Source organism: Promicromonospora sp. NPDC057488 (genome assembly GCF_042802395.1).
In the GTDB taxonomy this organism is placed as follows: Bacteria; Actinomycetota; Actinomycetes; order Actinomycetales; family Cellulomonadaceae; genus Promicromonospora.
In genome coordinates, this window is the sequence record NZ_JBHVEG010000042.1 from 1 (window position 1) to 14,049 (window position 14,049).

14 protein-coding genes are annotated in these 14,049 nt (G+C 76.2%); 6 read left to right on the top strand and 8 right to left on the bottom strand.

Going from position 1 to position 14,049, the window contains the following annotated elements:
* From ACFU5G_RS11160 to ACFU5G_RS11170, 3 genes are all read left to right on the top strand, one after another.
* A partial coding sequence (locus tag ACFU5G_RS11160; protein WP_377243767.1) for an acetyl-CoA C-acyltransferase occupies positions 1–780 on the top strand: 780 nt, incomplete at its 5' end.
* Positions 777–1,463, top strand: coding sequence for an energy-coupling factor ABC transporter ATP-binding protein (locus ACFU5G_RS11165; RefSeq protein ID WP_377243770.1), 687 nt, complete (start codon positions 777–779; stop codon positions 1,461–1,463). The genes ACFU5G_RS11160 and ACFU5G_RS11165, both read left to right, overlap by 4 nt.
* Positions 1,457–2,053, top strand: coding sequence for an energy-coupling factor transporter transmembrane component T family protein (locus ACFU5G_RS11170; RefSeq protein WP_377243773.1), 597 nt, complete (start codon positions 1,457–1,459; stop codon positions 2,051–2,053). The genes ACFU5G_RS11165 and ACFU5G_RS11170 overlap by 7 nt, the downstream gene beginning before the upstream one ends.
* 15 nt (positions 2,054–2,068) lie before the next feature.
* Here ACFU5G_RS11170 and ACFU5G_RS11175 read toward each other — a convergent pair whose 3' ends face one another.
* Positions 2,069–2,944, bottom strand: a complete 876-nt coding sequence (locus ACFU5G_RS11175; RefSeq protein WP_377243776.1) for a PhzF family phenazine biosynthesis protein — start codon at positions 2,942–2,944, stop codon at positions 2,069–2,071.
* Positions 2,945–2,985: 41 nt separating this feature from the next.
* A complete protein-coding gene (locus ACFU5G_RS11180; protein ID WP_377243779.1) occupies positions 2,986–3,861 on the bottom strand; it encodes a universal stress protein in 876 nt (291 codons plus the stop codon).
* Between the two features lie 181 nt (positions 3,862–4,042).
* Here ACFU5G_RS11180 and ACFU5G_RS11185 point away from each other — a divergent pair, with 181 nt between their 5' ends.
* Together ACFU5G_RS11185 and ACFU5G_RS11190 are read left to right on the top strand one after the other, a co-directional pair.
* Positions 4,043–5,668 (top strand): GAF domain-containing protein, encoded by a 1,626-nt coding sequence (locus ACFU5G_RS11185; RefSeq protein WP_377243782.1) that lies wholly within the window; start codon positions 4,043–4,045, stop codon positions 5,666–5,668.
* Positions 5,665–8,106, top strand: a complete 2,442-nt coding sequence (locus tag ACFU5G_RS11190; protein WP_377243785.1) for a glycoside hydrolase family 65 protein — start codon at positions 5,665–5,667, stop codon at positions 8,104–8,106. The genes ACFU5G_RS11185 and ACFU5G_RS11190 overlap by 4 nt, the downstream gene beginning before the upstream one ends.
* Here ACFU5G_RS11190 and ACFU5G_RS11195 read toward each other — a convergent pair.
* The gene (locus tag ACFU5G_RS11195) at positions 8,099–8,737 is read right to left on the bottom strand and encodes a PIG-L deacetylase family protein (RefSeq protein ID WP_377243788.1); all 639 of its coding nucleotides are present in this window, start codon (positions 8,735–8,737) and stop codon (positions 8,099–8,101) included. The two genes, ACFU5G_RS11190 and ACFU5G_RS11195, sit on opposite strands and share 8 nt — an antisense overlap.
* A gap of 109 nt (positions 8,738–8,846) precedes the next feature.
* Positions 8,847–9,347, bottom strand: coding sequence for a GyrI-like domain-containing protein (locus ACFU5G_RS11200; RefSeq protein ID WP_377243791.1), 501 nt, complete (start codon positions 9,345–9,347; stop codon positions 8,847–8,849).
* Positions 9,348–9,453: 106 nt separating this feature from the next.
* On the opposite strand from ACFU5G_RS11200, the gene ACFU5G_RS11205 reads away from it, so the two are divergent.
* Positions 9,454–10,197, top strand: coding sequence for a DUF4118 domain-containing protein (locus ACFU5G_RS11205; RefSeq protein WP_377243794.1), 744 nt, complete (start codon positions 9,454–9,456; stop codon positions 10,195–10,197).
* 9 nt (positions 10,198–10,206) lie between these two features.
* On the opposite strand, the gene ACFU5G_RS11210 is transcribed toward ACFU5G_RS11205, so the two are convergent.
* From ACFU5G_RS11210 to ACFU5G_RS11225, 4 genes are all read right to left on the bottom strand, one after another.
* Entirely contained in the window at positions 10,207–10,593 is a 387-nt protein-coding gene (locus ACFU5G_RS11210; protein ID WP_377243797.1) for a hypothetical protein, read from the bottom strand.
* On the bottom strand, positions 10,590–11,411 hold the full coding sequence (locus tag ACFU5G_RS11215) for an NAD(P)H-binding protein (RefSeq protein ID WP_377243800.1): 822 nt from the start codon (positions 11,409–11,411) through the stop codon (positions 10,590–10,592). The genes ACFU5G_RS11210 and ACFU5G_RS11215 overlap by 4 nt, the downstream gene beginning before the upstream one ends.
* Positions 11,412–11,636: 225 nt before the next feature.
* Positions 11,637–12,659 carry a nitronate monooxygenase gene (locus tag ACFU5G_RS11220; RefSeq protein WP_377243803.1) on the bottom strand — a complete coding sequence of 341 codons (1,023 nt, stop codon included), beginning with the start codon at positions 12,657–12,659 and terminating at the stop codon, positions 11,637–11,639.
* Positions 12,656–13,957, bottom strand: a complete 1,302-nt coding sequence (locus tag ACFU5G_RS11225; protein ID WP_377243806.1) for a hypothetical protein — start codon at positions 13,955–13,957, stop codon at positions 12,656–12,658. Before ACFU5G_RS11225 ends, ACFU5G_RS11220 begins: the two co-directional genes overlap by 4 nt.
* Positions 13,958–14,049 lie beyond the last annotated feature (92 nt).

Genomic DNA, 14,049 nt, shown 5'->3' on the forward strand with positions numbered 1-14,049 from the left:
GTCGAGAGCGCCTCGACGGCCCCCGTCCGGTCGGTCGACGGCGCGCCCTACTCGCGCGCGCCGTTCGCGCCGCACGGGTGGCCCGACCCCGACATGGTCGAGGCCGCGGAGCACCTGGCCGCCGCCGACGGCATCGGCCGCGAGCGGCAGGACGCCCACGCCGCGCGCAGCCACCGCCGGGCGCGCGCCGCCCGGGACGCCGGGCGGTTCACGGCCGAGCTCGTCCCCGTGGCCGGGCTGACCGCGGACGACAGCATCGGCGTAGCGGAGCGGCTGCTGCCCCGGCTGCCCGCCCTGTTCGACGGTGGCACCCTCACCGCGGGCACCACCACGCGGATCAGCGACGGGGCGGCGGCCGTCGCGCTCGTGCCGGACGGGCTCAGGGGCGACGCGCCGGGCCTCGCGCTCCGGGGGCACGCGGTGGTCGGCTGCGACCCCGCGCTCCCCGGGATCGGGGCAGCGCCGGCCGTGCTGGCGGCCCTCGGCCTGGCCGGGACGGGCGTAGGCGACGTCGCCGCGCTCGAGATCGTCGAGGCGTTCGCCGCCCAGTCGCTGGCCGTGCTCGACCGCCTCGGCATCGCCGACGACGACCCGCGGGTGTGCGCGGACGGCGGGGCGCTGGCCCTGGGGCACCCCTGGGGAGCGAGCGGCGCGGTCAGCGTGGTGCGGCTGTTCGGCCGGCTCGTGCGCGGGGGAGCGCCCGCCGGGACGCTCGGCGTCGCCGCGGCGTCCGTGGGCGGCGGCCTGGGCGTCGCCGCGGTGTTCGAGGTGGTCCGATGACCGGGGTCGAGCTGGAGAACGTCCACGTGCGCCTCGGTGACACCGACGTGCTGCGCGACGTGACGCTGTCCCTGCGGGCGCGGACCGTCGCCGTCGTGGGCGAGAACGGGTCGGGCAAGTCGACGCTCGCCCGCCTGCTCAGCGGCCTCGCCGTCGCCCGGGAGGGCACCGTGCGCGTGCTGGGCCTGGACCCGGCCCGCCAGGTCGCGGAGCTGCGCCGGCGCGTCGCCGTCGTCTTCAGCAACCCGGACGCGCAGATCGTCATGCCGACCGTGGCCGAGGATGTCGCGTTCTCCCTGCGCACCGAGAAGCTGTCCCGCCAGGAGCGGACCGAGCGGGTCACCGCCGCGCTCGGCCGGTTCGGGCTCGCGGACCTCGCCGACCGGTCGTCGCACGACCTGTCCGGCGGGCAGAAGCAGCTCCTCGCCCTGTGCGGGGCCTTCGTGCGGGAACCGGAGCTGGTCGTGGCCGACGAGCCGACCGCCTACCTCGACGCGCCCAACGCCCGCCGGGTCGCCGACCACCTGCTCGAGGACGCCGCGCACCGGCTGGTCCTGGTGACGCACGACCTGGCGCTCGCGCGCCGCTGCGAGGTCGCCGTGCTGGTCCAGGACGGAGCCGTGACCGAGGTCGGGGCGCCCGACGACGTGCTGGCCGCGTACGAGGCGAGCATCCGGTGGTGACCCTCTACCGTCCGGGCGACGGGCCCTGGTACCGGCTGCCGACCGGGTGGAAGACCGCGCTGCTCCTCGTGGTCGTGCTCGCCGTCTGCCTGCTGCCGCCCACCTGGTGGGCGGCCGGTGTGATGGCCGCCGTCTGCGTCGCCTGCTACGCGGTGCCGGGCATCGGGCTGCGGGAGCTCGGCCGCCAGGCGTGGGCCACCCGGTGGGTCGTCGTGGTGACGCTCGCGGGCCAGCTCGTCTTCCTGGACCCTGAGCACGCCGTGGCGAACGCCGCGCGGGTGACGACGGCGATCACGCTCGCGGGCCTGCTCACGCTGACCACCCCGGCGACCGAGCTGCTGGACACGGTCGAGCGCGCGATGCAGCCCCTGGCGCGCCTCGGCCTCGACCCCCAGCGGGCGGCCCTGACCCTCTCCGTGACCCTGAGCACCCTGCCCGTGCTCGCCCGCCTCGCCCGCGACGTGCGCGAGGCGCAGCGCGCCCGCGGCGGCGGCCGGAGCCTGCGGCACTTCGCGATGCCGTTCCTCGTCCTGGTGCTCAAGCACGCGGACGAGCTGGGCGACGCCCTCGCGGTGCGCGGGGTGCGGTAGGGCGCCCGCCCCGGCTCAGAGGTGCAGCGTGCCCTCCGCGGTCACCACGCCGCTCCCGGTGATCGTGACCAGCGGCCCGTCCACCCGCAGCTCGATCCGGCTGGGCCGGCCGAGGCCGCGGCCCTGCTCGACGACGATGCGCGCGGGGTCGGCCACGAGCCCGTCGCGGGTCAGCACGGCGGCGAGCGGGCCGGCCGCCGTACCCGTGGCGGGGTCCTCGGCGATGCCGACGGTCGGGTTGAAGAACCGGGCGTAGGCGCTCAGGCCCGCCGCGGCGTCGGTGGTGTACAGGTAGCAGCCCTCGGCGCCGGCGTCCGCCAGCAGGGCGCGCAGGCCGGCCGTGTCGGGCTGGGCGGCGTCGACCGCCGCGACGTCGCGCACGGGGACCAGCAGGTGCTCCGCGCCGGTGGAGGCGACCTCCGCGACGCGGTCGGCGCCGATGTCCTCGGGGTTCAGGCCCAGGACGGCGGCCAGCGCCGCGCGGTCCTCGACCCGGCCCAGGAACCGCGGGGGCGACTGCACCATCGAGACCTCGACGCCGGAGGCCGGCCGCGTCACCCGCACGTCCAGCAGGTCGTCGCCGATCTGCTGGACGAACCGGTCCCGGTCCGGGTCCAGCCGCCCGGCCAGGGCCAGCCAGATCCAGGCGCCCATCGCGTTGTGGCCCGCGCCGAAGACCTCCACCCCGGCGGGCGTGAAGGACCGCAGCCGGTGGTCGGGCCCGGGGCGGTCGGGGCGGACCAGGAACGTCGTCTCGGACTGGTTGAACTCCCGGGCGACCGCCTGCATCGTCGCCTCCGGCAGGGCGTCGGCGTCGGGCACGAGGGCGAGCGGGTTGCCGGTCAGCGGCGTGGCCGCGAACACGTCCACCCAGTAGAACGGAACGTCCACGGAGGACTCCTTGGTCGGCGTCGGCGATCGGTGGCCCCATGCTAGGGGCGCGCGGTGTCCCGGTGGGCCACGATCACCGGGTGGTGCGACCTGCGGAGCACGGCGTCCGCGACGGAGTACCGCAGACGCCCGACCGTCGGCGAGTGCGGGCGGCCGCCGAGCACCACCAGGTCGTCCGGCCCGAGCTCGTCCAGGAGCGCGTCGACCACGTTGCCGCTGGTGAACGTGACCGACCGGGCCACCCCGGGGAACCTCTCGGACCACTGGGTGACCTGCCGCTGCACGCCGTCCTGCTCCGCCGCCCGGTGCCCGGTGTCCGGTCCGCCGAGGTCGAGGCCCGCCGCGGCGTCGGGCTCCATCACGTGCACGGCGGCCAGCGGGCAGGACCGGCGCTGCGCCTCGGTGAACCCCAGGTCGAGCTGGGGGCCGCCGTCGCCGTTGCTCACGGCGACCACCACGCGGCTCGGCTCGCCGGCGGGCGCACCGGCGGGGACGACGGCCACGGGGCCGGGCGCGGAGGCGGCGAGCGTGCCCGACACGGAACCGAGCACCGCGCGGTCCAGCGCGCCGAGCCCACGCCGGCCGACGACCACCAGGTCGGCGGACGTGGACCGCTGCGCGAGCACGTGGGCCGGGTCGCCGTGCACGACCTGCTCGTCGACCGGGTGCCCGCCGGGGTGCGCGCCGTCCAGGCGGGCGGTGGCGCGCTCGACGGCGTCGTGCGCGTCGGCGCGCAGGTCCTCGACGCTGACGCCCATGGTGGCGGTCCGGGCCGAGGGCGGGGTGACGTAGGCGCTCAGCACGGTCAGGCGTGCCCCGTGCCGGTCCGCGGTCAGCGCCGCCCAGTCGACGGCGGCCATGCTCTGCGGGGACCCGTCGACGCCGACGACGATGCCGCGCTGCCAGGGGTTGCCCATGATCGTCTCCTCGCTCCGGCACCCGCTCGGGGTGATACCTCCAGCCGATCACCCGCCGCCCGCCGGGCATCAGTGCTGGAAGGCCCGGTCGGCGGGGCCAAGGTCCCGCCCGGGGTGGTCCGAAGGTCCCCCGACGGCGTTACCGTGGAAGGCACAGGGGGCGTGAACGGGGGAGGCTGCCGTGGCGCAGCATGCTCACGAGCGGACCGAGCTGTTGCTCGACGCCCTGGCGAACCTCGGGCGCGGCCTGGACCTCGAGACGGCCCTGAACCAGATCAGCGCGATCGCCGCCCGCCTCGTCGGCGCCCGGTACGTGGCTCTGGGGGTGCTGGGGGACGACGGGCGCATCGCCCGGTTCCTGACGGTCGGGCTGTCCCCGGCGCAGGTGCGGGCCATCGGCCCCTACCCGACCGGGCACGGGATCCTGGGCGAGCTGATCCGGCACCCGGTCCCGCTGCGGCTGCACGACCTCGGCGAGCACCCGGCATCCGTGGGCTTCCCCGCCAACCACCCGCCCATGCGGTCCTTCCTGGGGGCGCCGCTGCGCGTGCACGGCGGCGCGTTCGGCAACCTCTACCTCACGGAGAAGGACGGCGGGGGCGACTTCACCGAGGACGACCAGCGGCTGCTCGAGGCGCTGGCGGCCGGCGCGAGCGTCGCGATCGAGAACGCCAGCCTCTACGAGGAGGCGCGCCTGCGCGAGCAGTCCGCCCGGGCGAACGACGAGATCTCCCGCCGCGTGGTCACCGGCTGCTCCCCGGAGGAGGTGCTCTCGCTCGTGGCCGACAACGCGCTGCGGGTCGCGGGCGCGGACACGGCGATCATCGCGCTGCCCGAGGACGGGTCCCGGCACCTCGTCGTGCGGGCCGCGGCCGGTACCGAGGCGAAGCGCCTGGTCGGCGTCATGCTCCCGCCGGGCGGCACGTTCTCCAGCATCGTCCTGAAGTCGGGCGAGCCGATCGTCTCGCCCGACGCCGTGGCCGACGAGCGCACCCAGCTCTCCTTCGACCTGCGGCACGAGATCGGCCCCCTCGCGGTGCTGCCGCTGGGCGGGCCCGGCGGCACCCGCGGCGTGCTGGCCGTCGGGCGGTTCGAGGGCCGGGTGCCGTTCGCCCCGGTGGTCGTCGAGGCGCTGCAGGGCTTCGCCGCCCAGGTGGCCGTGGCGCTGGAGCTCGCGGAGCACCGCGTGGACGCCGCGCGGTTCGCCGTGCTCCGCGACCGGGAGCGCATCGCCCGCGACCTGCACGACCTCGCCGTCCAGCGGCTCTACGCGACGGGCCTGGCGCTGCTCTCCCTGCGCCGCGACCTCGACGGCGACCACGCGCACCGGGTCGGCCAGGCGGTCGACGAGATCGACGAGACGATCGCGCTGATCCGGACCACCGTGCACCGGCTGCAGCCGGGCGCGGCCCGCACGCGGCAGGAGGACCTGCGGTCCCGGGTCATCACCGAGGTCGACGTCGCCACCGGCCCGCTGGGCTACTCCCCGCAGCTCCGGTTCGACGGGCCGGTCGACTCGGCCGTTCCGTCCGACGTCGCCGAGCACGTGGTCGCCGTCCTGCGCGAGGGGCTGTCGAACGTCGCGCGGCACGCCCACGCGCGGTCGGTCGCGGTCCGGCTGGCCGTGTCGGACGACGTGGTCCTCACCGTGGTGGACGACGGCGTCGGCATCCCCGGCGACGTGCCGCACAGCGGTCTGCGCAACCTGGCCCGGCGGGCGGCCGAGCTGGGCGGCGCGCTCGGCGTCGGCCCGGGTGAGACGGGCGGGACCCGCCTGGAGTGGCGCGTACCCCTGGACAGCGCGTGACGCGCCGGCCGGACGACGGCGGGGGAGGCGCGGTGGACCCCGGACTCCTGTCGTACGAGGGCTTCGACCCCGCCACCGAGGGGCTCCGCGAGGCGCTGTGCACCCTCGGCAACGGCTACGTCGCCACGCGGGGCGCGGCCCCGGAGTCGCCCGCGGACGGCGTGCACTACCCGGGGACCTACCTGGCGGGCTGCTACGACCGCCTGACGTCCGTGGTCTCGGGGCAGGCGGTGGAGAACGAGGACCTGGTCAACGTCCCGAACTGGCTCCCGTTCACCTTCCGCACGCCCGGGCAGCTCTGGCTCACGCTCGACGGGGGCGAGGTGCTGGAGCACCGGCAGGAGCTGGACACGCACCGCGGCGTCCTGACCCGGCGCACCCGGTTCCGGGACCCGGCCGGCCGGGTGCTGGCCGTGACGCAGCGCCGGCTCGTGTCGATGCACGACCCGCACGTCGCCGCGCTGGAGACCACGTTCCTCGCGGAGAACTGGTCGGGGTCCATCGAGGTCCGCTCGAGCCTCGACGGCCGGGTGATCAACGCCGGGGTGGAGCGCTACGGGGCGCTCGACGGGCGGCACCTGGTGCCCGTCGCGGAGGGCTACGACCAGGCGGAGGACGTCTCCTGGCTGCAGGTGCGCACCGCGACGTCGCAGATCCGGATCGCCCAGGCGGCGACGCTGGTGGTCACCGACCCCGCCGCGCCGGTCACCAGCCGCGCCGAGCGCGCGACCGGGCGGGCCTCGGTGCGGATGTGGCCCGACCTGGTGCAGGGCGTGCCCGTCACGATCGAGAAGCGCGTCGCGATCTACACCTCGCGGGACCCCGCGATCTCCGAGTCCCTGGCCGCCGCCCGCGAGCACGCGGCCCACCTGCCGCCCTTCGCGGACCTGCTCGCCGACCACGTCCTGGCCTGGGAGCGGCTGTGGCACGCCAGCGGGGTCGCCGTGACCGGCACGCCGCGGCGGGCGCTGGACCTGAACACCTTCCACCTGCTGCAGACCCTGTCCGAGCACACCGCGCACCTCGACGTCGGCATGCCGGCCCGCGGCCTGCACGGGGAGGCGTACCGCGGGCACGTGTTCTGGGACGAGCTGTTCGTCTTCCCGTTCCTGCTCCTGCGCTTCCCGCACGTCGCACGGTCGCTGCTCATGTACCGGTGGCGTCGCCTGCCCCGGGCGCGGCAGGCGGCCGCGGACGCCGGCTACCGGGGCGCGATGTACCCCTGGCAGAGCGGCAGCGACGGCCGGGACGAGACCCAGCGGACGCACCTCAACCCGGCGTCGGGCCGGTGGCTGGAGGACCGCTCCCACCTGCAGCGGCACGTGGGCATCGCCGTGGCGCACGACGTCTGGCAGTACTACCAGGCCACCGGGGACGTCGCGTTCCTGCACGGCTACGGCGCCGAGATGCTCGTCGAGATCGCCCGGTTCTGGTGCAGCCTGGCGACCTACGACGCCGCCACCGACCGGTACGACATCCGCGGCGTCGTGGGACCGGACGAGTACCACGACGCCTACCCGGACACCGGCCGGCCGGGGATCGACAACAACGCCTACACCAACGTGATGGTCACCCGTGTGCTGCGGTACGCCCTGGACGCGCTGGCGCTGCTCCCCGGGCCCGAGCGGGACGCCCTGGCCCGCCGCCTCCGCCTGGGGGACGACGAGACGGACCTCTTCGAGCGGGTCTCCCGGCGCATGCGGGTCGTGTTCCACGGCGACGGCGTGATCAGCCAGTTCGAGGGGTACGACCAGCTCGCCGAGCTGGACTGGGCGGCGTACCGCGCCCGGTACGGGGCGATCCGCAGGCTCGACCGGATCCTGGAGGCCGAGGGGGACTCGGTCAACCGCTACCAGGCCTCCAAGCAGGCCGACGTGCTCATGCTGGTGTTCCTCCTGGGCGAGCGCGGCGTGGTCGACGCGCTGGAGGCGCTCGGCTACCGGTTCGACCAGGCGGCGCTGGACCGGACCGTGGACCACTACCTGGCGCGGACCAGCCACGGGTCGACCCTCAGCGCCGTCGTCCACGCCTGGGTGCTGGCGCGGCGCGACCCGACCGCGTCCTGGCGGTTCTTCCGCGAGGCGCTCAACAGCGACATCGCCGACGTCCAGGGCGGGACCACCGCCGAGGGCGTGCACCTGGGCGCGATGGCCGGGGCGGTCGACCTGGTCCAGCGGTGCTACCCGGGCCTGGACCTCGCCGGCGACGTGCTGCGGCTGGACCCGCGCCTGCCCGACACGATCGCCGAGCTGCGGTTCCGCCTGCGCTACCGCAACCACTGGGGCATCGAGGTGCGGTGCAGCGACGACCAGGTCCGCATCGGCCTGCCCCGGTCGCCGCAGCCGCCGATCGCCGTCGCCGTCGACGGCGAGCGCCGCGTCCTGGCACCCGGGGAACGGTGGGAGGCGGACCGGGCCGGCCGGGACCGGGCTAGATGAGGGTCAGGAAGTCCTGGCCCTCGTCGGCCCCGCACAGCGGCACCACGGGGTCGTTCGCCTCCGGGGCGTCGTGGCACGCGACCGCGGCCCGCTGCCGGGCACGGTCGCAGCGGACGGCGAGCACGCCGTCCGGCGGGTCGGCCGTGTCCCAGGTGCGGCACACCCAGCCGTAGAGCGGGCAGCCCAGCCGGGCCGCGACGCGGCGGGCGGCCCGCATGGCGCGCACGTGGTCGGGATGGCTGCCCGGGGCGCGGGCGTCGACGGTCAGCACCGCGTCGACCGGCCCGGCGACCGACCGCAGCTCCGCGGCGAGCACCTCCGGCGGGTTCCACTGCAGCTGCGCCGCGCGGTGCTCGAGCAGCGTCGCCTCCCGCGCGCCCAGCAGGCTCGCGGCCCGCAGGAGCTCGGCCGCGAGCACCTTGCGGCGACAGGTGTCGACGTCGGGACCGGGGTCGTGCGTCAGGCAGACGATCTGCACGGCCGTGCCGGTGTCGGCGAACGCGCCGATGACGCCGCCCAGCGCGAGCGTGGCGTCGAACGGGTGCGCGCACACCACCAGCAGGCGGCGGGTCAGGGGCAGGGGTGAGGGCGAGGGCGCCCCGGCGGCGTCGAGGGCGACCGTTGCTCGCATGACAGCTCCTCCGGGGACGGTCCTGGGGTCCCGCCTCCCCAGCGTCTCGCGGGTCGCCGATGTCCGGCCAGGGACCAACGGCCCTCCCTGGCCGGGACGGAGGCCCGGATCAGCCCACCGGGTACACGATGCGCGTCTGCCACCCGTTCGGGTCGGCCAGGCTGTCCGGCCCCACGACGTACTCCTCCCACACCGTCGCCGGCGGCGTCATCCCGTTCTCCTGGAACCAGACCGTCAGCTCCGCGTGGGACTCGCGCAGCCGGTCGTACGGCCCGACGTGGACCGCCTCCACCGTCGCGCCGCCCGGGAGCATCGCGGCGACCACCTGGTCGGACGGCGCCGCCCCCGGCGGCACCGGGTACCCCGCGGTCACCTCGAACCGCTCCGCCCGCAGCCCCTCGTAGAGCGCCACGGCCGGTCCCATCGGCTCCATGCCCCGCTCGTACAGCGCCGCGGCGGCCGCCGCCATCGCGCGGGGGAAGAACTCCCGTAGGTCCTCCATCCGCACCGTCTCGCGCAGGCCCACGATCTCCTGCGCCTCTCGTTCGCCTCGAACGATCTCCATCTGGTCCGCCTCCTCGGTCGCCGCGGCATCGGGTTCGTCAGGCACCCTCAGCATCAACCCGGCGGCGTGGCGCGCGCACCTCGGGCCGGCGTCCGGTCAGCGCTCGCGGGCGCTCGCGGCGGGGGTCACGATGATCCGGGAGGTGGACCACATGGCAGGTGACGCCGGGGCGCCGCGACGTCCGTGGGTGCGTGCCGCCGCGGTGCTGGCGCCGCTGCTGGCCTGCGCGATCCTGTCGGCCTTCCGGGACGACATCACCACGGTGACCTCGGCGCTGATCCTCGTCGTGCTCGTGGTGGCGGCGGCGGCCACGGGCGACCGGCCGGCCGGCCTGCTCGCCGCGCTGTCGGCGGGCGCCGGGTTCGACCTGTTCCTGACCGAGCCGTACCTGCGCTTCGTCATCACCGACGCCGAGGACGTCGAGGCCACGGTGCTGCTCGTGGTGATCAGCCTGGCGGTCACCGAGGTGGCCCTGTGGGGCTACCGCCAGCAGCAGCGCGCGGCCCGGCGCGCGGGCTACCTCGACGGCATGCTGGACGCCGCCCGCGCCGCGATCGAGGGCGACCTGCCGACGGAGGCCGTGCACGACGTCGTGGCCCGGCACATCACCGACGTGCTCGGCGCCGAGGACTGCCGCTGGGTCTCGGGTCCGGTGGCCGACGTGCGCAACGCGATCCTCGACCACAACGGCGTGCTGACCCGCAACGGCCGTGAGGTCGACGTCGACCGGTCGGGCCTGCCGGTCGACGAGTACGTCGCGATCCCGGTGCACCGCGGCGCCGACGTCGTCGGCCACTTCCTGGTGACCGCGGTCTCGCACCCGCACTACCCGACGCACGAGCAGCTCCGGGTCGCGGTGCTCCTGGCCCGGCAGGTCGCGCCGCTGGACGCGTGACCCGTCCCGTCAGTCCGGCTCGATGTACCCGGTGACCTCCCGGCCGCGCCCGGTGTGGGTCGCCCGCGGCGCCAGCGCCTCGTTCTCGTCCCAGTCGAGCGGGATCTCGGTGACGTCGGCGCGGTCGAACTCGAGCTCGGTGCCGTTCTCCAGGGCGCTGTACCGCGACCGGTAGGGATCGTCGACGACGCCCGTCAGCCGGTCGCCGTCCTGCGCGGTGACGCGCACGTAGGGCGTGTCGGACCAGCCGGTCTCGGGGCTCCCGTTCTCGGAGACCTGGACGCGGACGATGTTGCCCACCGCGACGTGCTGCCGGATCTCGGCGTGCAGCTGCCCGCCCGACCAGTCGTAGACGTCCTCGGGCCGCGGCCGGAACACCTGGTAACCACCGTTCATGGGCGCAGGCTACCGAGCGCAGCGGCCACTGCCTCGCGCAGGCTGGTCGGCGGGCGGCCCAGCACGTGCCGCAGGTCGTCGGTCTGGCGCTCCAGGGCCCCGGCGCGGGCCAGCCCCATCAGGAAGCCCATGGGCCCGGGCACGTCCGCCTCGACGGCGGCGACCGGCTCGCCCGTGACCAGGGCGAGCGCCTCGGCGAGCTGCGCGTAGGTCCACAGCGGCCCGGTCAGGTCGTAGGCCCGGCCCGCGTGGGCGTCGTCGGTCAGGACGACGGCCGCGGCGGCGGCCAGGTCCGCCCGGGTGGCGGTGTTCAGGCCGCGGCCGCCGGTCGCGGCGGCGAGCGTCCCGGACCGGACGGCGGCGTCGAGCCCGGGGTTGATGAAGGCGTCGGAGTAGAACGGGTGCCGCAGGATCGTGTGCCCGGTCCCGCTCTCTAGGAGCGCGCGTTCCGTGGCGTGGTGCGCGGCGTTCATCGGGTCGCCGCCGCGGTCGGCGCCCAGAAAGCTGGTGTAGGCGATGGCGCCGACCCCCTCGGCGACGGCCGCGTCGATCGCGGCCAGGTGCTGCCGGGTGCGCTGGCCGGTGTCCAGCTCGGGGGAGGAGATCAGCAGGAGCCGGTCCGCGCCGGCGAAGGCGTCGCGCAGGCTGGCGGGGTCGTCGTAGTCCCCGCGCCGCACCTCGACGCCGAGGTTCGCGAGGTCGGCAGATCGCTCGGGATCGCGGACGGCGGCCACGACCTGGTCGGCGGGAACACGGGTGCGGAGCTCGGCGACGACGAGCCGCCCGAGCGCGCCGGAAGCGGCGGAGACAACGATCAAGGGGGTGCTCCAGGGAGGGGCCGGGGACCGGCCGGGACGGCCGGCCTGCGGTGACGACGTCAGGCAACACCCGGACGGGCCGGTGAGGCCAGGGAATTTCGTCGCCCGCTGACCTCGATCGGCTGGTCTCCTTCGAGGCCTAAGTTTCTCCGCTTTGGCCCGGCCCAGAGCGAAGAAACTTAGGCCTCAAAGGGAAGCGCCCGGGCCGGGTTGTCGGCCAGGCCGTCAGAGACCGGCCGCCAGCCCGCGCAGGACGTCGGCGACCGGGCCCGGCGCCGCGCTCCGGTAGCCCGTGCCCGCCCAGAGGTGCAGCCGCTCGGCGTCGCCCGTCGCGGCGGCACGACGACGCAGGTCGCGCGTCAGGTGGTGGATCGCGGGGTAGCCGACGGGGGCGGCGGCGTCGTGCCGGTCGACGAACCCGTTGCGCACGGCTCGCGCCGGCCGCCCGGTGAACGACCGGGTGACCACCGTGCCCCGGTCGGACGCCGCCAGCGCGGCCTGGTACGTGGCGGACGCGCCGGACTCGTCGGTCCGCAGCAGCAGCGTGCCGACCGCGACGGCCTGCGCCCCGGCCGCGAGCAGCTCGCGCACCGCCTCGGGCCCGTCGACGCCGCCCGCGGCCACGACCGGCAGGTCGACGGCGGCCGCGACGGCGCGCACCACCGCCGACGTCGGCGTGTCGGCGACGCGGCGGGCCGGGTCCCACGTGGCGCTGTGCCCGCCGGCCGCGGGGCCCTGCACCACGAGCCCGTCCACGCCGCCGGCGCGGGCCGCGGTGGCCTCGTCCACGGTCGTCACCGAGGCGAGCACCACGCTGCCCACGCGTCGCAGCGCCCGGACGTCGGCGGCCGACGGCAGGCCGAACGTGAACGACACGACCGGCACCGGGTCCTCGACCAGGAGGCGGAGCTTGTCGGCCCACCGGTCGTCGTCCTCGACGGGCTCGGCCACCAGGTCGACGCCCAGCGCGGCCGCCTCGGGCGCCAGGCGCCGGGCGTAGGCGGCGAACGCGGCCTGGTCCAGGTCGGGCGGGCCGGGCACGAAGAGGTTGACCCCGAACGGGCTGCCCCACTCCCGGGCGGCCGCGATGTCCGACGCGAGGCGGTCGGGCGCGAGGTACCCGCCGGGGAGGAACGCGAACGCCCCGGCCCGGGTCGCGGCGGCGGCGAGCCTGGTCGTCGTCGGGCCACCGGCCATCGGTGCGGCCGCGATCGGCAGCTCGCTGCCCAGGAGGGTGGTTGTCGTCATGCCGGTGCTCCGTTCGGCCAGGCGGCCAGCGCTCGGTTGCGCAGCCGACGTCGGGACCCGGCCGTGGCGACGTCGGCCACCACGGCCGCGAGGGCGGCAACCAGCACGACCGCGAGCAGCACGGCCGCCGTCGTGCCCGGCTCGGGGCCGAGGTCGAGGAACGGCCGGAGGGTCGCAGTCACCGCCACGGCGAAGCTGCCGACTGCACCCACGGCCGCCGTGGCGCGCCGCACGGGGGTGTCGAAGGTCAGCAGCAGGCCGGTCAGCTCGGGCTGCGGCCGCTGCCCGTCGAGCAGCGGCTGGTCCAGGCGGGCGACCAGCGCGCGCCGGGCGAGCACGTAGCGCAGGTCGGTCGCGACCCGGCGCAGCACGGTCAGCGCCAGGGCGAGCACCACGAGCACGGTGACGGCGACCGAGGTCGGCGACCCGACCAGCGCGTCGACGTCGGCGGCAGACCCGGATTCGCCCGGGAGCAGCACGAACCGGCCGCCGATCGCGACGCCCCGCCCCGACAGCGCGCCCCAGGCGGCCACGACGATCCAGGAGAGCTGCAGGAGCACGACCGTCACGACGCCCACGACCGAGGCGAAGCGCTCGGCCCAGCGGAAGGCTGCGGGCAGGGCGACCGGCTCGACGCCCGGGTCGGGGCCGAACGACACGGGGGCGTGCCGCGTCTCCAGGTGGACGGTGGTCAGCCGCGCCCGCCACCACCGCACCAGCAGCATGACCGCCACGCTGCCCCCGGTGAGCCCGATCGCGAGCACGGTCGCTCCGCCCAGCCCGTCGACGTCCGGGTCGCTGATCCACTCCACCAGGCAGAACACTGCGAGGAACGCCCCGACCACGAGCACGGGGACCGCCAGGAACAGCCAGCGCACGAACGGCCGCCCGTTCACCGTCTCGCCCGAGGCGAGCGTCCCCTGGTACCCGGGCACGGGCAGCGCGCGCCCGTCGGCCCCGGTCCCCGACGCGTCGCGGACGGCCCGTGCGTGCGCGAAGGTCCGCGCCGTCGAGAGGGCCAGCACCACGACGACGGAGCCGAGCAGCACCGCCAGGTCGAGCGCGAACCCGCGCGTGAGGGCGGCGTCGAGCGGCGCGGGGGCCGTCACCGCGCCGCTCTCGACCAGCAGGCCCACGACGACGTGCGCGAGGGTGGCCAGCAGCAGCCCCACGGCGCCGCCGAGGACCAGGGCGTGCAGCGCGTCGACGAGCCGCCCGACGGGGCCCGGTGACACCTCCGCGAAGTGCCCGGTCGGGGTGGTCTCTGCGGCCGGAAGAGGGCGCGGCTGGAGCGGCATGGCCAGACTCTAACCGCCCGGGTGAACCCGTCGCGGACCACCCCCGCCGGACGCCGTGCGCCGCTACGTTGGTGGCGCTGGACCACTCGAGC